The sequence below is a fragment of the Actinomadura rugatobispora genome (genome assembly GCF_055379765.1).
On the sequence record NZ_AP029191.1, the window covers coordinates 4,237,381 to 4,254,461 of the forward strand.

Genomic DNA, 17,081 nt, shown 5'->3' on the forward strand with positions numbered 1-17,081 from the left:
GCGGCGTCTCGGCGACGCTTCGTCATATGAACAGATCTTCAGACATCGGCGCCCGGCCGGAACGGGGGCGGTGATGGGCGTGGGACACGGGCACGCGCACGGGCACGGGCACGGGCACGGCGCGGGCGGGGTCGCCGGGCACGCCGGCGGGCGGCACCGGTGGCGGCTGGGCGCGGCCTTCGCCATGATCGGCTCGTTCTTCGCGGTCGAGCTGGTGTACGGGCTGCTGTCGGGCTCGCTGGCGCTGCTGTCGGACGCCGGCCACATGGCCGCCGACGTGGTGACGCTCGCCGCGGCCCTGGCCGCCACCAAGATCGCGATCCGCCCGGACACCACCGGGCGCCGCACCTACGGGTCCTACCGTGCCGAGGTGTTCGCGTCCGGGTTCGCGGTGCTGGTGATGCTGGGCACCGCCGTCTACATCACGGTCGAGGCCCTGTCCCGGATCGGCGCGCACGCCGAGGTCTCCGCCGGGCCGATGCTGGTGGTCGGCGCGCTGGGCCTGGCGGTCAACGCGGCCGCGCTGGTGCTGCTGCGCGCGGGCGCCGCCGAGAGCCTGAACGTCCGGGGCGCCTACCTGGAGGTGGTCGCCGACACCGCCGGATCGGTGGGCGTGATCGCGGCCGGGATCCTGGTCGCGGCCACCGGCCAGGTCCTGTTCGACACCCTGGTCGCGCTCGCCATCGCCGTGTTCGTCATCGTCCGCGCCGTGGCCCTGGGACGGCAGGTGCTGGCGGTGCTCGGCCAGCACGCCCCCGCCGGGCTCGACGTCGACGCCGTGGCCGGGGAGCTGGCCGCGGTCGACGGCGTCCGGGACGTGCACGACCTGCACCTGTGGACGCTGACGTCCGGCATGAACGTGGCGACCGCGCACCTGGTCACCGCCGAGCAGGCCGACGCGCACGCCGTCCTGGACCGTGCGCGCGACCTGCTCCGCGACCGCCACGCCATCGCCCACGCGACCCTGCAGGTCGAACCCGAGAGCCACGAGGGCTGCGACGAGGTCGGCTGGTGAACCGCCGCCGGCCCCGCCCCTCCGCCGTTACCGCAGGTAGGCGATGCCGTCGATGCCGACGGTCGGGCGGCCCGAGGTGCCCGCGACGACGATCTTGACGGTGTGGGTGCCGCTCGCGCTCCAGGTCCTCGTCCAGATGAGCTGCCGGTAGGCGGTGGTGGACGACCGGGTGTCGAGGGTGCCGATCCGCACGCCGTCGACGTAGACGATGACGGCGCCCAGGTTGCTCGCGCGCTTGACGATCAGCCCCATGGTGCGGCCGGTGAACTTCCAGCTCGCACTGGCGCCCTTGCTGCTGCTGTAGAGGCCCTTCCCGCCGAGGTAGGAGGCGGTCGTGGTCGTCTTCCAGGTGCCGGTGCGGGTCGCGCTGAACTCGGAGACGAGCGCGGAGTACCGGCTCGCGGCGGACGTGGTCGCGTTCCCGGCGGCGTCGGTGGCCGTGAGCGACCAGTTCTGCGTGGTGCCGGGCTTGGCGGTCGCGTTCCACCCGGTGGCCGTGGTGGCGAAGGACGCGGCGGCCGGCGAGGTGGCCCTGACCGAGCTCAGCAGCGCGTTGTCGGTGGCCTTCCAGGACAGCGTGACGGGCAGCGCGGTCGTGTTGACGGTGTTGCGGCGCAGGTAGAGCGTCGCGGCCGGGTTGAAGACCGGGCGGGTGGGGTCGGCCGTCACGGGGTGGTCGGCGGAGGCGGCGGCGCTGCCGTCGGCGTTGGTCGCGTGCAGCCGGACGCTGTGGGCGCCGGGCGCGAGGGTGATCGTCGCGGAGGTGGACGACGGGCTGGGCCGGGCCACGGTGGCGCCGTCGACGCGGAGCTCGTACGAGCTGACGGCGGCGGGTTCCCAGCCGAGCGTGACCGTGCTCTTGGTGTAGTAGCGCGTGCCCACCTTGGTGGCGCCGGTCACGGTGGTGGCGAGGGAGGCGGTGGGGGTCGTCCACTGCTTGGCGGCGGTGCGGATGACGCCGAGCTTGGCGTACAGCTGCTCGCCGGGGCAGGCGGTGGCGAAGCCGTCGCGGTGCCCGCTGACGGTGTTGAACGAGACCTGCGTCCCGTAGGGGTACTTGCCGCCGGTGCCGTTGGGCGCCATGGAGGTCAGCGTGGTCGTGGCGGTGGGGTCGACGCCGGCCAGGTCGAGCTTCCAGGCGGCGATCCTGGCGGTGGCGTCCAGGGCGGCCTGGGTGGGGGCGACGCCGGGGGTGGGGTCGGTGGCGGCGGTGTGGGTGCCCAGCAGGGCGATGCCGGTGGTGTCGGTGTTGAAGCCGTAGGTGTGGGCGCCGTGGACGGGACGGTCGGCGCCGCCCGCGCGGCCCTCGAACAGCGTGCCGCACTTGTCGACCAGGAAGTTGTAGCCGATGTCGGCCCAGCCCAGGCTCTTCACGTGGTACAGGAAGATCGAGCGGATGACGGAGGCCGACTGGTCGCAGGTGTAGGCGTTGCCGGTGTCGGTGTGGTGGACGAACGCCGCCTTCACGGCCGTGTCGTAGGCGGGCGGCTCGGTCACGAGGGTCTCGTCCGCGCCCCACTGCGCCCGGGAGGTCATCGCGGGCCGGGGTGCCGCCGCCAAGGTGGTCGCGCCCGCCTTCTGCTGGGCCGAGGGAGCGGTGGGGGTCGCCGTCTCCGTGGGGGCGGAGGGCTCCAGCGAGGGAGTGGCCGTGCCCGTGGCCGTGGGGGTGTCCGTGGGGGTGTCCTCAGGGCCGGGTGTGGCGGCGGGGTCGGTCGCGGTGGCCGCGGGGTCCGGCGTGGGGGTGCTGGTCTCGGCCGCTGCGGCGGCGGCCGCGAGCCGTGCGCCGGGAGCGTTCCCCTTGGCCCGGGGGCCCGGCGACTGCTTGCCGGTACCGGGGTCGATCAGGTCCACGCGCAGCCCGGCGGGAAGCGACCCACCCTTCCCGGTGACCCGTACCTCGACGCCGTTGGACGGGCCGACCCACAGCGCGGTGGTTCCGCCCCGGGCGCCCTTGGCGCTCTTCTCCCGGCCGTCCGGAGCGTCGGTCGTCCCCGCCTCCAGGCCCTGCCAGCGGGACCAGGCACCGGACGCGGCGTCGCGGGTACGGACCTGAACGTTTCCGCTCAGCGCGGAGCCGGGCCGGTCCCAGCTGACCCCCAGCAGGCTGAACGGCTCGGCCGAACCGGCGGGAAGGCCCTGGACCTTCTTGGCGGCCGTGCTGCCCGGCAGGTCCTTCAGGGCATGGGCGTAGGCCCTTCCGGGCGCGGCACGCACAGCCGACATCCCGGCGTCGGACTCGCCGGCGACGCTGTACGCCACGGCCGCGGCGGTGACCGCGGCCAGCAGGGAGCCGCCGATGAGTGAGCGCTTGAGCATGGTTCTCCGTTCACGACACGGCCGGGAATCGGCCGCCGGAGGTGGGAGCGTGTCCCCGTCCCCCACTCACACAAGCGCCGCACATCGAACATTTGTCACACATCAACCAGTGGGCGGCCGGCCGATCGCCTCGGCGACCGCGTCCCACTCCTCGGGACGCGCCATCCACCGGCTGACCGGCACCTTCTTGCGCCGGCCGTCCGCCTGGACGAGGAAGATCCGGCCGCCCTCCGCGACGAGGCCGCCCCCGCCCGCGCCCCCGAACGGGCGGCGGATCCCGATCGGGGCGATCACCTCCAGCGTGCGGGTCTGGGGCGTGTAGGCGAAGTACGGGCGGCCGAGGAAGAGCGCGCCCAACACGATGAACAGCACGCCGAGCACCAGATTGATCAGAGGTCCGGTGCCCAGGAACGCGAGCACGAAGTTGACCAGGCCGATCGCCAGAACCGCCCACGCGAACGGCGGGTTGTAACGGACCGGCAGGGTGGTACGAGGAGGAGTCGCCACGATCGGGTCCTTTCGTCCCCGGTCATGATTGTTCACCCGCCCGCGCGGTGGCAGCCGCGCCGCTGGCCGGTTACGGCCGCGCACACGCGAGGGCCGGCGCCCTCGGCGGGACGCCGGCCCGGGATCAGGACGATGCGCTCACATGGGTGCCGCCACGGTGACCTTCTCCTGCCAGGCCACGTCCCAGGTCCGGCGGTCGATCTCGCCGGTCACCGGCACGCCCCTGAACCGCTGCAGCTCCTTGCAGATCCGCTCGGTCTGGTCCCCGAAGTCGCCGTCGACCTGGAGTGACGGCCACCCGCGGTTGTTCACCTGCCGCTGCCACTTGCGGACGTCAGGGTTGTTCATGTCGCCCTTCTTCAGGGTGCGGCTGGGCGCCTGCGGAGGCTTCGTGCTCGGGGCCTCCCAGGTGGCCTTCCAGGTGTCGGAGCCGACGATGCCGTCGATCTCCAGACGGTGCTCCATCTGGAAGTTGGCGCACAGCCGCTTGCTCTCCTCGCGGTAATCGCCGTCGACGGCGATGTGCCAGCCGCGGTCCCTCATCTGCTGCTGCCACTTCCGGACGCTCGGCGTCTGGGTCGGCGGCGGGTACTTCAGTGGGGGCGGCTGGAACGGCGGTGCCGGCATGCGTTCCTCCTCGACTCGGTGGCGGCGGACCGAACACGGCCCGCCCTTTTCGTGCGACCTCTCCGGAAATGAGGCCGCACTTCCACCACAACACAGGACGACGCGAAGATCCGCTTTCATCCGCGTTTTTTGACTGCTCCCTTAACACACCATGACTGATGTTCTTGGGAGATCTGGGACCGGGCGATGGATATAAATTTCCATTGAGTTTTCAACCCGGACGGCGGTGCGCGGCCGTCAGTCCGCCGAGAGCCCGGCGTCGTGCGCCAGAATGGCGGCCTGCACCCGGTTGGCGCAGTCGAGCTTGGTGAGGATCCGGCTGATGTGCGCCTTCGCGGTGCCCGCGCCCATGTGGAGCCGCCCGGCGATCTCCGCGTTCGACAGCCCGGCGGAGACCAGCCGGAGCACGTCCCGCTCGGTGCCGGTGAGCCGCTCGATCCGGCGCCGGGCCGTCTCGGCGCCGTCCGAGCCGGCCAGCAGGTGGCGCTCGATGAGCCGGCGGGTGATCTGCGGCGCCAGGATCGACTCGCCGGTGGCGGCGACGCGCACGGACCGGATGAGCTCGGTGGGCGCGGTGTCCTTGAGCAGGAATCCGACGGCGCCGGCGCGCAGGGCCCGGGCGACGTTCCGGTCGTCGCCGAACGCGGTGAGCATGGCGACGTTGGTCCGCGGGGAGTCGCGGACGATGCCGGCCACGGCGGTGAGCCCGTCGCCGCCGGGCATGTTCACGTCCAGCAGGGCGACGTCGATCTCGTGCTCGCGGCAGGCGCGGACGGCGGCGGGCCCGTCCGGCGCCTCGGCCACGACCTCGATGTCGTCGGCGTGATCCAGGATGAGGCGGATCCCGGCGCGCATGAGCGCCTCGTCATCGGCGATGAGGGTCCGGATCACCGGGTCATTCTAGGAGCTTCAGGACGATCAGCATGGCCAGTCCGGTGACGACCGGGACGACCGCGAGCAGCCCCAGGCATCCGGCGCCCAGCGCCCGCGGCAGCGTGAGCACTTCGGCGTCGAGCGGGGCGGGCCGCTCCGGTTCGTCCACCGGGACCGAGGGCGCACCCGCGGCCGCGGGCGGCGGTACGGGCACGGGCACGGGCGGGTGCCGGTGGAGGTCGGCCACGATCTGGAAGCCGCCCTCGGGCGTCGGACCGGCGGTGAAGGAGCCGCGGAGCAGAGCGATCCGTTCTTCCAGGCCGACGAGTCCCCGGCGGGTGCCGGGGGCGCGCGGGCGCGTGCCCGGCACCGGGCCGTTGATCACCCGTACGCGGACGCGGCCGGCCTCACCGGCCACCTCGACCCTGGTGCGCGCGGACGGGGCGTGCTTGTGCACGTTCGTCAGCCCTTCCCGGACGACGCGGTGCACGGCATGGCGCGTCCGCGGATCCGCACCGTCGAGGTCCGGGCCCGTCCACACCAGCTCGACGTCGCCACCGGCCCGCCGGGACTCGGCCACGAGGCCGGCGATGTCGGCCCGGGTCCCGCTCCGCTCGCCATCGGCCTCGGCGGCGCCCTCCTCGGGATCGCGCAGGACCTCCAGGATCTCGCGCAGCTCGCTCATCGCCGTCGCCGCCGTGGTGCGCAGGAGCTCGGCCTGACCGCTCACCCGTGGGGCGTCCTTGGCCGCGGTGAGTTCCAGTGCCCCGGCGTGCATCGATATGAGGCTGAGCCGGTGCCCGAGCATGTCGTGCATCTCGGCGGCGATGCGCGCGCGTTCCTTCATGCGCGCCTTCTCCGCGTTGAGCACCTGCGCCCGTTCCAGGTAGTCGTTGCGTTCCCGCAGCACCCGGACCAGGGGACGGCGCTGCCCCAGCAGACCCCCGGCGAGCGCCGGGAACAGGAGCAGCAGCGCGGCGCTCATGGCGTGACCGGCGAGCGTCTCGGCGAGTCCGTGCGGCCCACCGGTCCCGACCGCGACCGCGACCGCGAGCAGCAGGAGCGTGTCGATGCCCGCGGTCACCAGCACCGTCGTCCACAGGCGCCGGGCGGGTCTGACGCGCCGTGCCGCCGCGTAGGTGACGACGGGCAGGACCGCCAGCGCACCGATGTTCTCGCCCGCGAACACCGGCGCGGTGGCGAGCAGCGTCGCGACCGGCCAGCGCCTGCGGGCGGGCACCAGCAGCGCCGCCCAGCACGCGCTCGCGGCGGTGGCGGCGACCAGGCCCGGCGACGGCCGCTCCATCGCGAGCGGGAAGAACCCGACGGCGAAAGCCACCACGAACGCCGCCACCTCGCCCGCGACCACGTGCCGGGGCGCGGAGCGCGCGGCGGCCCGCGCCTCCGCCGCCTCGCGGGCGACGGCCGCCGCGGCCGAACGCGTCCTTCCGAGCGGACGAGCCCCTTCGAGCAGCGGAGAAATCTGCGGACACCTCACCTTCAGTCCGATCTACCCGCACATCATGGCCAATCGGCCACGCCGTCGGGACGATCGGCACACGCCCCGGCCCCTGTCGCGCTCCTAGGCTGCGGAGCGAGAGATCGGCTCACGAAGGGATCCGCATGCGGCTGGAACCGCACACCGCCGGCACCGACGCCTCCCGCGAGGTGATGGAACCGCTGGTCGAGGCGTTCAGGCGGGCCGTCCGGCTCGGCCACTCCGCGGTGGGCACCGAGCACCTGCTCTTCGCCCTGCTGAAAGGCGAATCCGCGGCGAAGGAGCTCCTCGCGCCCACGACTCGCGTCTGCGGAACGCTGATGGGGGTCATCGCGGCCAAGGAGGACGAGGACTGGGTGAGCGCGGACGGCGCCGGCGACGCGGCGGCGACGGCCGGCGACACCCCCGATGTCGCGACGCTGCTGCGCGAGGCGGAGTGGCTGGCGTCGCAGCGGCAGGAGCGGCGAGGCGAGCGGGCGGCGCCGGAGAACGGGCGCCCGCTGCCCACCGGAGCGCTCGCCGCCGCGCTCGCCCACGCCTTCCTGCGCGCCCGCGAACTCGGCGCCTCCCGGGCGAACGAGACCCACATGCTCATGGGACTGATGCACGATCCGGGCAACCGGGCGGGCGAGGCGCTCCTCGAACGGCGCATGGATCGGGACGACCTCATCGCCCGGCTCGCCGTCCACCCGAGCGCCCGCCAGGACGGCACACCGCACACGCTCAGCCTCGACGGACTGCGCAACATGGGCATGCTCACCCAGCGGGGCCGGCTCTGGGGCGGCCTCGCCAGAACCCTCTCCAGCGGCGGATTCGGGTCGCCCGTCCTGCCCACGGTGCGCCTGGAGGCCAGGTGCCAGGCCGTCCGGCTCGGGCATTCGCACGTGACGACCGTGCATCTGCTGCTGGCCATGCTCGCCGTGGACGACCAGCTCACCGCCGCCGGCCAGCGGCTCCGCGCCGGCCTGGCCGAGCACAGCACCGGCGCCGAGCTGCTGCGCGGCCGGGGCGTCACGCTGCCCGCCGCGGTCAAGGCGGCCGCCGACCTGATCCCGGTGGACGAGGACCGTCCGGACTCGCCCGACCCGACCGACCACCCTGCCGCCCGGCAGGCGATGACCCGCGCACGCCTGCACTTCAAGGAACGCGAGGACGGCTCCGCCGGGACCACCCACCTGCTGACCGTCCTGCTGGCGGACCCCGACGACCCGTGCGACGCCCTCCTGGCCGCCGTCGGCGTGGACACCGGCGAACTCCGCCGCACCCTCGGACACTGATCCCTCCTTCCCCAAGGGCCGGCCCGGCCGGGTCAGGGGACGGACCGCAGCCGCCAGGCGTGCAGGGCCATGAGGTAGTCCAGGGCGTGCTCGGGGTCGTAGATGTCGGGGCCGAGATGGTGGTTGAGGTGCCGGATGCGGCTCCGGACCGTCTGCGGGTGGACCCGCAGGCGCTCCGCGGTGCTGACCGCGTTGAAGCCGCATTCGATGTAGGCCAGCAGCGTCTCGGCGAGGCGGTCGCGCTGGGACGGGCGGAAGCGCTCGAAGGGGGCCAGCCGCCGATCGATCACGTACCGGGTGAGGTCCGGGCTGTGCAGCAGGAGCAGCGTGGGGATGTGCTCGGCCACGTGCACCGGCGTGCGGGCGGCGATGACCTCGGCCGGCAGCCGGTCCAGGCCGCGCCGCGCGAGCCGCAGCGACAGCGCCGCCCGGCCGGGCTCCACCGTGGGCCCGACGACGGCGGGGTGGTCGCCCAGGATCCTGCGCAGGACGTCCCGGCGGCCGGGCCCGGCGGGGTCCGGGACGATCAGGCACGGGCCGTCCAGGTGCAGCGCGGGCAGCACGTCCGGCGGCAGGAAGCGCGGCACCCGCGTGGGGACGCGCCTGCTGTCGACGGCCACCACGGCGAGCGTGCGGGGCAGCGTCCAGCCGGCGTCCGCGGCGGCCTTCTCCAGCTCGTCGGGCCGGCAACCCGGGCGCAGGAGCGCTTCGAGGAGCCGCCGGCGGGCGCGGTCGGCCCCGGCGGCCGGCTCGCCGCTGGCGAGGACCGCCGCGTACCCCGCGGCGGCGGCGTGCCGCAGCCGGTTGATGTAGGTCAGGCCGCTGCGGACCAGGCGCCCGGCCTCGTCGGGAGTGGTGGTGAAACCGTGCCCGAGGGCGCCTTCGGTGAGCCGCTGCGTCGCGACCCCGCCGGCGATGGACAGGGCCTCCTGGAGGTCGGCGAGGTCGCGCCCGGCGCGGGCCTCCGCCTCGCCGAGCAGCCAGAAGACGTCCAGGACGGGGGCCGGGACGGCGTCGTCCTGTTCGAGCGCCGCCGGGAAGCCGCACAGCGCCTCCTGGATCGCCTGCGTCAGCAGATCGGGCCGGTACGGCTCGCGCGCGGCCCGGGGCTCGCTGGGAGGCGGGCCCCATTCGTAGGCGAGGATCTGGGAGCGCGCGGCATGGGCCGCCGCGACCGCGATCGAGGGGGCGGCCTCGGGCAGGCGGGCACGCTCGACGAGACTCCGCGCCAGTTCGTCGCGCCGCCGGGCCTTCCTGCCTGCCCGCCGGTCGGGTCTGGGTGGGGATTGCGTGGTCATGCGCGCCGGTGCCGGTGGGCGGGGCAGGGGTCGTCTGGAGTCGGGCCGTCCACGGCGAACTCCTCCGCAGGGGGCGTCACAACCGACACTGATGTCGGTTATTTGGCCACCCACTATGAGCACGCCCCAGCCAGACGTCAAGCCCCCAGAGACGCTGAACTCCCCACCTTCCTCCCCTTGCTCACAACGTCGACTCGACACTGATGTCGGTATAGCGCCAGAGAGGCGCGCGGAACGCCGCCGGGGACGGATCAGCGGCGGGGGCGCTCGGGCGGCCTGATCCGCACCCGCTCGGTCTCGGGGACGTTCTCGATGTCGTCGAGTTGCGCGACGACCGTGTCGCGCAGGTCGTCGTAGTCGCGGAAGGAGAAGTCGTTGAACAGGGTGTAGCCGGTCCACATCAGGTTGGCGCACACCCGCGGCGACACCCGGCCCGTCGCCGCGCCCATGCCGACCAGCGCCACCGAGCCGACGCTGCCCGGCGCCCGCTCGTTCTGCAGGTGGATCGCCTGGAACGCGGCGGCGCACGCCAGGGCGACGTTCAGCGTCTCGCTCACGTCCTGCGACGACTGCTCCATCGTCGGCGTCGAGATCAGGAACCCCGGGTTCGTCGCCCCCGACGGCACGCACACCGCGCTCCCGACCGGGAGCCTTCCCCCGAACTCGTCGCGGATGGCGCGCTGGACGCGCAACTGGATGCCCGCGCCGAGATGGCGCTTGATGATCGCGTCGACGCCGCCGTCCATCCGCCCGCGGGCGTTGGTCGGGCTGACCCAGGCGTCGACGCGCCGGTCGAGAATCGACCCCCGTTGAATCTCGATCCCGGGGGTGTCGGCGAACGCCGCCTGCCACGCCTCGACGACTTTAGCGTTGATGTCGGTCAGTACCACCTTGAGCGGCGGCGGCATGCGATTGACGGTCATGGATCACTCCGGTTCGCGAGGGGGCTTTTTCCGGCTGCCACGAACCTACCGCGAGCCTCTGACAAAACGGCCGGCCGCCGGAGAAGCACGGCCGATCTTCGTGATTGCGAGTGTCATGACCGGGTGTTACTCTGCCGTGTGCTTCCGCCGGCCGGGCCTTGAAAGCCGGGAAATCCCATCGCTCCACCCCGGTTCTTCTCCATCGCTTCCAGGGCCTTCGCGCGGACCATTCACCGCCCCCGGTCGACCGTGCCGCCACGGGCACGTTTCGCAATTCTGGAGCCACGATGAGCGACGCCGATTCCCCCGGCCCGAACGACCCGAACGACCCGCTCGCCCTCACCGAACTGTTCAAGGGCGGCGGCGAGCCGTGGCTGCCGCTGCTGAAGCCCGTCATCGAGGCGCAGCCGGCCGCGGCCACGTTCATCGGGCCGGGCCGCGGCCCGGCGGTGGTCCCGGTCCGGGAGCTGACCTTCCAGGCGCTCAAGCCCAATCCGCCGCACAAGTGGAAGGTCGTCGTCTTCGGCCAGAACCCCTACCCGCGGCCGGAGAGCGCCACCGGCATCGCCATGTTCGACAACACCTTCCACGACTGGAAGGACAGCCAGTTCGGCAGGGTCGTCAGCATCCGCTGCATCATCAAGGCCGCGGCGATGTGGAAGTACGGCATCCCGAAGAAGACGCCGATCGCCGATATTCGCAAACTGCTGAAGCAGCAGGACACCGTGCAGCCGCCGGAATGGTTCCAGGCGATGCTCACGCAGGGCGTGCTGCTTTTGAACGCGGCGCTCACCGCCAGCACCGACGGGGCGATGGCCACCGACCGGCACACCGCGTTCTGGCGGCCGGTCGTCGAACGGCTCGTCGAGGAGATCCTGAAGGCCAAGCAGGACGCCGACGAGCAGGACCGCGGCGTGGTCTTCGCGTGGTGGGGGGCGCACGCGCGCAATCTGAAGAAGGTCGTCCTCGAACTCCAGAAGAAATACCCCGGGGTCGAGGTGCGTCATATCGACCATCCCAATCCCGCGGCGCAGGGCGATATCTTCTGCGAGGGCGACCATTTCCGCCTGGTGAACGCGGCGCTCGCGTCGGTCGGCGCCGACGAGGTCGACTGGCTGCCGAGCACGGGGTGGAACGAGGCCGCCGCGCAGGGCGGCGGGTCGGACGCGGGCACGGCCGACCGCATGGGGGCGTTCATCGCGTCCACGATGGAGCTGCACCAGCTCTACCTCGAACGGCTCGCCAGCGTCAAAGACGAGGGGCTGGTCCTTCCCGCCATCGCGGGCGTGTTCGACACCCCGCTCATGGACTTCCGCGAGGCCGTCGCCCCGGTGGCCGGGCTGCTGCGGGGTCTCGACGGGCACGTGACGCGGTCGCACGGGTTCGGCAAGAGGCAGGCGGACGCCGTGGACGGCCGCCTGTCCGCCGACGAGATCGCGGCCCTCTACCTCTACACCTGCGAATCGGCGTTCTACCGGCAGATCAACGCGACGCTGCGCGACCCGGACCGCGCCCGGGCCGTCCCGTACCTGCCCTACCTGCGGCTCCTCTTCTCGGCCGTGTCGCGACTGCCGGCCCGCAAGGAGCCGTTGTGGCGCGGGGTGTCGCTGGACCTGCGGGCGCAGTATCCGCTCGGCCGGACCGTGACCTGGTGGGGCGTGTCCTCGTGCACGTCGGAGATCGGCGTGGCCCGGGCGTTCCTGGGCCACCGCGGCAAGCGGACGCTCTTCGAGGTGACGCCCGTCCGCGCCGTGGGCATCCGGTCCTTCTCCGCGTTCACCGGCGAGGAGGAGTTCATCCTGCCGCCCGGCACCCAGCTCAAGGTGACCGACGTGAAGGCCGAGCGCGGCGGCCTGTGCACCGTGAAGCTGACCGAGCTGCCCGAGCAGACCCTGGTGTCCTGAACGAACACGGCCTGGCCGCCGTGACTGAGGGAAATCACCTGTGGCGGGTGATGCCCGCGACGGCGCCGCGCACGACGGTCGGTCTCATGGTCCACGCCACTGGAGGATGGCCATGAACGAACTCGCACAACCCGTCGCCGCGACCGGCTACCCGCTGCTGAACCTCTTCTGGACGATGCTGTGGTTCTTCCTGTGGGTCGTCTTCCTCATGGTGCTCTTCAGGATCCTCACCGACGTCTTCCGCGACGACCGGCTGAGCGGCTGGGCCAAGGCGGGCTGGACGGTCCTGGTCATCGTGCTGCCCTTCCTCGGTGCCCTGATCTACCTGGTCGCGCGGGGCAAGGGCATGGGCGAACGCGACCAGCGCGAGATCGAGAAGCGCGACGCCCGGTTCCGGGCCTACGTCCAGGAGGCCGCCGGGACGCCGGAGCACGCGCCGGAGCAGGCCAGTGCTACCCACGCCGACGAGCTGGCAAAGCTGGCCGACCTCAAGCAGCGCGGCGCCCTCAGCGACGACGAGTACGCACGCGCCAAGACCAAGATCCTCACCTGACCCCGCCGTTCCGGGTGAACGCCAGCCTGCACAGGCGCGGCCAGTCCAGGCGCGGCCTGGGCCTGGGGCCGCGGCGGCGGTGGCGCGGCACGCGCACCCGCAGGGCGCCCGGCTCGATCCGGCATCGCACCGGTGCCGGCAGGGTGAGCGCCTCGCCGTCGACGCCGACCGGGATCTCGGCGATGTCGGCGTCGATGACGGCCTCGCCGGCGGTCAGCGCGGTGAGGCCGGAGCCGTGCCGGCCGCGCAGCATGCCGGCGGCCTGGACGGCGTTGTCGACGGTGACGCCCAGGACGCCGAGGACCCCGGAGTCCAGCCGCTCGCGGCGTCCCAGACCGGCGGGATCGCCGCCCTGGTAGGGGTTGTTGCTCACCAGGACGGCCTGCGGCCCGTCGATGACCGTGCCCGCGGCGCGGACGGTCAGCCGGGGGCCGCGGTGGCCGGTCAGGAGGTCGGGGAGCATCCGCAGGGTGGTCGCGGCCTTGTCCTCGCGGTACTCGGGGCTCTGCACGACGGCCGCGTAGGCGCCGAACGAGGCGGTGTTGACGAAGACGCGGTCCCCGACGCGGCCGATGTCGACGCGCAGTTCGACGCCGTCGGTGAGGGCGTCCAGGCAGGTGGACGGGTCGCTCCGGTCCAGGCCGAGGTCCAGGGCGAAGTGGTTGCGGGTCCCGGCCGAGATGACCATGAACGGGACGTCGTGGCGGGCGGCGACCCCGGCGACCAGGGCCTGCGTCCCGTCGCCTCCGGCCACCCCGAGCAGGTCGGCGCCGTCGAGCACGGCGTGCCGGGCCAGCGCGGCGAGGTCCTGCGGCCAGTCGGGGTCGAGCACCACGACGTCGGCGCCGAGCTCCCTGGCCCGGTCGGCCAGGTGGAACCGCTCCACCTTCCCGCCGCCCGAACGCGGATTCATGATCAGGAAGGGGTGCCGGGGGCGCCGGGCGGGGCGCTCGGCGGTGCCGCGCGCACCGCCGCCCCCGCTCAGCGCGGCTCGCCCGGCGCCCACCGCCAGGGCCCAGAGGACGAGGGACAGCAGCACCGCCCACAGCACCCCGACTACGGCGTAATGGACCACGACGGCGACCGGCGCGGCCACCACCAGGACCCCGGCCAGCAGCCGGGGCGCGCCGCGGCTCGTGAGGAACCACCAGACCGCCGCGGTCGCCACCGCCAGCCCCGCCAGGCCCGTGACCAGCAGGGCGACGCTCCGCAGCCCGGCGGCGAGGATCACGGGCAGCGTCGCGGCGGCCCCGAGGGCCAGGGAGGCCCGCGCGGCCCGGCGCTCCCCGGCATGGTTGTCGCTGGTATCCGGCACAGGGGACATCCCACCCGCCCGCGCGGCCGGCCCGCATCACCTCGCACGGGTGATGCGGGGCCCGGCCCAGGCCAGCGGGGTTCCACGCCGGTGCAATGAGGGCGGAAAGTCCCTTGATCTCCGACTTGTCCAGGGGCTCTCCTTGAAGTGAGCCGGCCGGATGCACGGCCGGGTCGCAGCGATGGAACCGCCGTCACAGGTGAGGCGCATGGCCGTCCAGTCGCAGATCACGAGGGCGTTCCCCGGCTGGGTCGTTCGCCGGCCCCGGCTGGAGGAGCGGCTGAGGAGGGGCGTCCAGGGCCCGCTCACGCTGGTGACCGGGCCGCCGGGCGCGGGCAAGACGGTCGCGGTCTCGTCCTGGGCCGCGACGGGGACGTGGCGGCCCGCGGCCCTGTGCTGGATCACCTGCGACGACACGACGGCGACCGTCGGGCGGTTCTGCCGCGCGCTGATCACGAGCCTGCGCCGGGCCGGGATCGACCTGCCCGTCGCCCCGTCCGGGCGCCGTGACGGGGGCGACGACGAAGCCCTCTCGTGGGAGCTCGGCGAAGCGCTGTCCGAGCTGGCCGCGCCCGTCATCGTCGTACTGGACGATTTCCCGGCGCGGCCCGGATCGGCGCCCGCCCAGGTCGTGACCTGCCTGCTGCGGCACGCGCGGCCGGTCCTGCGCGCGGTCGTCCTGGCCCGCGGCGAACCGTCCCTGCCGCTGCACCGCCACCGGCTGGCCGGCGAGCTGACCGAGATCCGGGCCGGCGACCTGGCGTTCGCCGATCACGAGAGCGCCGCGGTGCTCGCCCGGCACGGCGTGCGGCTCGCCCCGGCGGCGCTGCGGACGCTCCAGGAGCGGACCGGCGGCTGGCCCGCCGGGATCAGGCTCGCGGCGATGGCGATGGCGGGCCGTCCCGACCCGGACGCGGTCGCGGCGCGCTTCTCCGGCGACGACGACGGCGTCGTGGGCTACCTGCGGGAGGAGGTCGTGGACGCGCAGCCGCCCGGCACGCGGGAGCTGCTGCTGGCGACGAGCGTCGCCGACCGGATCGACGCCGGGCTGGCCGGCGGACTGGCCGGTGAGGCGGGACGGGCCTTCCCGGACCTGGTCCGGCGCAACGCGTTCGCGGTGCCGCTGGGGCACGGCTGGTACCGCTATCCCCCGATGTTCGGGGAGGCGCTGCGGACCGTCCTGGAGCGCGAATCGCCCGGCCTGGCCCCCGTCCTGCACCGGCGGGCGGCGGCCTGGTTCGAGCGGGCGGGCCTGCTGGGCGAGGCCGTCGGGCAGGCCGCCCGCGCCGGGGACTGGCGGTACGCGGCGCGCCTGGTCGTCGACCGGCTCGCGATCGGCGGCGTCCTGGGCCTGGCGCCGCGCGAGCACCTGGACCGGGCCTTCGACGCCATGCCGCGTGAGGCCGTGCTCGGCTGCGCCGGCCCGGAGCCCGCCATCGTGGCGGCGGCCGCCGCCGCGGCGCGCGGGGACGATCCCGCGTGCGCCGCCGCGCTGGAGCACGCCCGCGCGGGGCTCGGGCCGTCATCGGACGGTGCCGATCCGGCGGCCCGGCTGTGCCTGGCGGCCGTCGAGCTGTGCCGGCCCGGCCTCCCCGCGTTCGCCGGGGCCGCCGGGACCTTCGCCAGGGTGGCGGCGCTGTGCCGTGAAGTGCCCGAGCCGGCTCTCGACGCGTCCCCGGACCTGCTGGCGCTGGCGCACGCGTGCGGCGGGCGCTCCCACCTGTGGCGCGGGGAGTTGCGCGAGGCGGCGCGGCTGTTCGGCGAGGCGCTGGCCGCCGCCGAACGAGCGGGCGGCTCCGCCCAGAGCCTGGAGTGCCTGGGCGACCTGGCGCTCACCCGGGCGCTGCTCGGCGACGTCGGGCGGGCCGCGGGCCTGGTGGCGCGGGCGGGGCGGCGGTCCGGGACGCCGGCGTCCCCGGGCAGCCGTGGCGCCGTGACGCTGCACCTCGCCCGGGCCTGGGTCGATCTGGAGCAGTGGCGCCTGGACGCGGCGCGGGCCGAGCTCGCCCGCGCCGCGCTGGCGTTCCCGGCCCCGCCCGATCCGCTGCCGGCGGTCGTGCACGCCCTGCTGGCCGCCCGCACGGAACTGGGACGGGGGCGGCCGGAGCGGGCCCTGGACGATCTGCGGCCCGCCGAGATGATCGTCCCGCGTCCGGCCTGGCTGGCGCGCCGCCTGGCGCTGGTGTCGGCGGAGGCGCACGCCCTGCGCGGCGAGAGCGGCCCGGCGCGGGCGGCGGCGGAGCGCGCCGGCGGGCGGGGGCAGCTCGACGCGGCGGTGGCGCTGGCCCGCGCCGACCTCGGCGACGGCGCGCCGGACGCGGCGGCCCGGCTGCTCAGGCGGTCCCTGCGGGGGCCGTTCGAGGCGCCCGCGGACGCGCGGGTGGAGGCGTGGCTGCTCGACGCCGGGCTGTCCTTCGGGCTCGGCGATCCTTCGCGGGGCCGGCGCTGCCTGGACCGGGCCCTGCGGCTGGCGGGCCGCGAGGGGATCGGGAGGCCGTTCGCGATGGCGCGCGGCTGGCTGCTGCCCGTGCTGAACCGCGATCCGGACCTCGCGCGGCAGCACAGGCGGCTGCTGGAGCCGCTGGGCCTGGCGCCGCGGAACGGCGGGACGCCTCCCCCGGAGCCGGGGCCAGGGCCTGAGCCGGGCGCCGAGCCGCTTCCGGTGGAACGGCTCAGCGGCCGCGAGCTGGACGTCCTGCGGCTCCTCGCCCAGATGATGACGACCGAGGAGATCGCCGACCGGCTGTGCCTGTCGGTCAACACCGTCAAGACCCACCTGCGGAACATCTACCGCAAGCTGGCGGTGACGCGGCGGGGGGCGGCGGTCAGGCGGGCCCGGCAGCTGTCGCTCCTCGGCCCCGGTTCCGGCGCGCCCGCCCGCCGGAGCGCCTCCTGACACCCCTCCGCACGCATCCGCCCTGGTGAGTTGCGCCCTCTACATATTTCGAAACACAACTTCCCAAAAGGTAGAGCCT

The 17,081-nt window shown here is 74.1% G+C and carries 13 protein-coding genes; 5 read left to right on the forward strand and 8 right to left on the reverse strand.

The window, feature by feature from the left end:
• The first annotated feature begins 73 nt into the window (after positions 1–73).
• Positions 74–1,015 carry a cation diffusion facilitator family transporter gene (locus ACZ466_RS18535; RefSeq protein ID WP_378289262.1) on the forward strand — a complete coding sequence of 314 codons (942 nt, stop codon included), beginning with the start codon at positions 74–76 and terminating at the stop codon, positions 1,013–1,015.
• A gap of 27 nt (positions 1,016–1,042) precedes the next feature.
• Here the strand turns inward: ACZ466_RS18535 and ACZ466_RS18540 are convergent, their stop codons facing one another.
• From ACZ466_RS18540 to ACZ466_RS18560, 5 genes are all read right to left on the reverse strand, one after another.
• Complete coding sequence (locus ACZ466_RS18540; protein ID WP_378289260.1) at positions 1,043–3,331, reverse strand: peptidoglycan recognition protein family protein; 2,289 nt, start codon at positions 3,329–3,331, stop codon at positions 1,043–1,045.
• Between the two features lie 102 nt (positions 3,332–3,433).
• On the reverse strand, positions 3,434–3,838 hold the full coding sequence (locus tag ACZ466_RS18545) for a hypothetical protein (RefSeq protein WP_378289258.1): 405 nt from the start codon (positions 3,836–3,838) through the stop codon (positions 3,434–3,436).
• A 138-nt stretch (positions 3,839–3,976) separates the two neighbouring features.
• Complete coding sequence (locus ACZ466_RS18550; protein WP_378289256.1) at positions 3,977–4,465, reverse strand: peptidoglycan-binding domain-containing protein; 489 nt, start codon at positions 4,463–4,465, stop codon at positions 3,977–3,979.
• 237 nt (positions 4,466–4,702) lie between these two features.
• Complete coding sequence (locus ACZ466_RS18555) at positions 4,703–5,356, reverse strand: response regulator (RefSeq protein ID WP_378289254.1); 654 nt, start codon at positions 5,354–5,356, stop codon at positions 4,703–4,705.
• Between the two features lie 4 nt (positions 5,357–5,360).
• The gene (locus ACZ466_RS18560) at positions 5,361–6,836 is read right to left on the reverse strand and encodes a sensor histidine kinase (RefSeq protein WP_378289251.1); all 1,476 of its coding nucleotides are present in this window, start codon (positions 6,834–6,836) and stop codon (positions 5,361–5,363) included.
• A 125-nt stretch (positions 6,837–6,961) separates the two neighbouring features.
• On the opposite strand from ACZ466_RS18560, the gene ACZ466_RS18565 reads away from it, so the two are divergent.
• On the forward strand, positions 6,962–8,113 hold the full coding sequence (locus tag ACZ466_RS18565; RefSeq protein ID WP_378289249.1) for a Clp protease N-terminal domain-containing protein: 1,152 nt from the start codon (positions 6,962–6,964) through the stop codon (positions 8,111–8,113).
• Between the two features lie 32 nt (positions 8,114–8,145).
• Here ACZ466_RS18565 and ACZ466_RS18570 read toward each other — a convergent pair whose 3' ends face one another.
• Entirely contained in the window at positions 8,146–9,411 is a 1,266-nt protein-coding gene (locus tag ACZ466_RS18570) for a PucR family transcriptional regulator (RefSeq protein WP_378289247.1), read from the reverse strand.
• Between the two features lie 251 nt (positions 9,412–9,662).
• Positions 9,663–10,334 (reverse strand): macro domain-containing protein, encoded by a 672-nt coding sequence (locus ACZ466_RS18575; protein ID WP_378289245.1) that lies wholly within the window; start codon positions 10,332–10,334, stop codon positions 9,663–9,665.
• A 287-nt stretch (positions 10,335–10,621) separates the two neighbouring features.
• Between ACZ466_RS18575 and ACZ466_RS18580 the strand changes: the two genes are divergently transcribed.
• Both ACZ466_RS18580 and ACZ466_RS18585 read left to right on the forward strand, forming a co-directional pair.
• Positions 10,622–12,238, forward strand: coding sequence for an ADP-ribosyltransferase domain-containing protein (locus ACZ466_RS18580; RefSeq protein ID WP_378289242.1), 1,617 nt, complete (start codon positions 10,622–10,624; stop codon positions 12,236–12,238).
• A 112-nt stretch (positions 12,239–12,350) separates the two neighbouring features.
• Complete coding sequence (locus tag ACZ466_RS18585; RefSeq protein ID WP_378289240.1) at positions 12,351–12,791, forward strand: SHOCT domain-containing protein; 441 nt, start codon at positions 12,351–12,353, stop codon at positions 12,789–12,791.
• Here the strand turns inward: ACZ466_RS18585 and ACZ466_RS18590 are convergent.
• A complete protein-coding gene (locus ACZ466_RS18590; protein WP_378289238.1) occupies positions 12,784–14,106 on the reverse strand; it encodes a diacylglycerol/lipid kinase family protein in 1,323 nt (440 codons plus the stop codon). The genes ACZ466_RS18585 and ACZ466_RS18590 overlap by 8 nt on opposite strands.
• 208 nt (positions 14,107–14,314) lie before the next feature.
• On the opposite strand from ACZ466_RS18590, the gene ACZ466_RS18595 reads away from it, so the two are divergent.
• Positions 14,315–17,002 carry a LuxR C-terminal-related transcriptional regulator gene (locus ACZ466_RS18595; RefSeq protein ID WP_378289236.1) on the forward strand — a complete coding sequence of 896 codons (2,688 nt, stop codon included), beginning with the start codon at positions 14,315–14,317 and terminating at the stop codon, positions 17,000–17,002.
• Positions 17,003–17,081: the final 79 nt, after the last annotated feature.

Excerpts from the sequence above, each read along its gene's own strand:
- ACZ466_RS18565 (WP_378289249.1), top strand. The coding sequence starts at position 6,962 with ATGCGGCTGGAACCGCACACCGCCGGCACCGACGCCTCCCGCGAGGTG.
- ACZ466_RS18595 (WP_378289236.1), top strand. The coding sequence starts at position 14,315 with ATGGCCGTCCAGTCGCAGATCACGAGGGCGTTCCCCGGCTGGGTCGTT.
- ACZ466_RS18575 (WP_378289245.1), bottom strand. The coding sequence starts at position 10,334 with ATGACCGTCAATCGCATGCCGCCGCCGCTCAAGGTGGTACTGACCGAC.
- ACZ466_RS18540 (WP_378289260.1), bottom strand. The coding sequence starts at position 3,331 with ATGCTCAAGCGCTCACTCATCGGCGGCTCCCTGCTGGCCGCGGTCACC.
- ACZ466_RS18550 (WP_378289256.1), bottom strand. The coding sequence starts at position 4,465 with ATGCCGGCACCGCCGTTCCAGCCGCCCCCACTGAAGTACCCGCCGCCG.
- ACZ466_RS18585 (WP_378289240.1), top strand. The coding sequence starts at position 12,351 with ATGAACGAACTCGCACAACCCGTCGCCGCGACCGGCTACCCGCTGCTG.
- ACZ466_RS18535 (WP_378289262.1), top strand. The coding sequence starts at position 74 with ATGGGCGTGGGACACGGGCACGCGCACGGGCACGGGCACGGGCACGGC.
- ACZ466_RS18580 (WP_378289242.1), top strand. The coding sequence starts at position 10,622 with ATGAGCGACGCCGATTCCCCCGGCCCGAACGACCCGAACGACCCGCTC.
- ACZ466_RS18570 (WP_378289247.1), bottom strand. The coding sequence starts at position 9,411 with ATGACCACGCAATCCCCACCCAGACCCGACCGGCGGGCAGGCAGGAAG.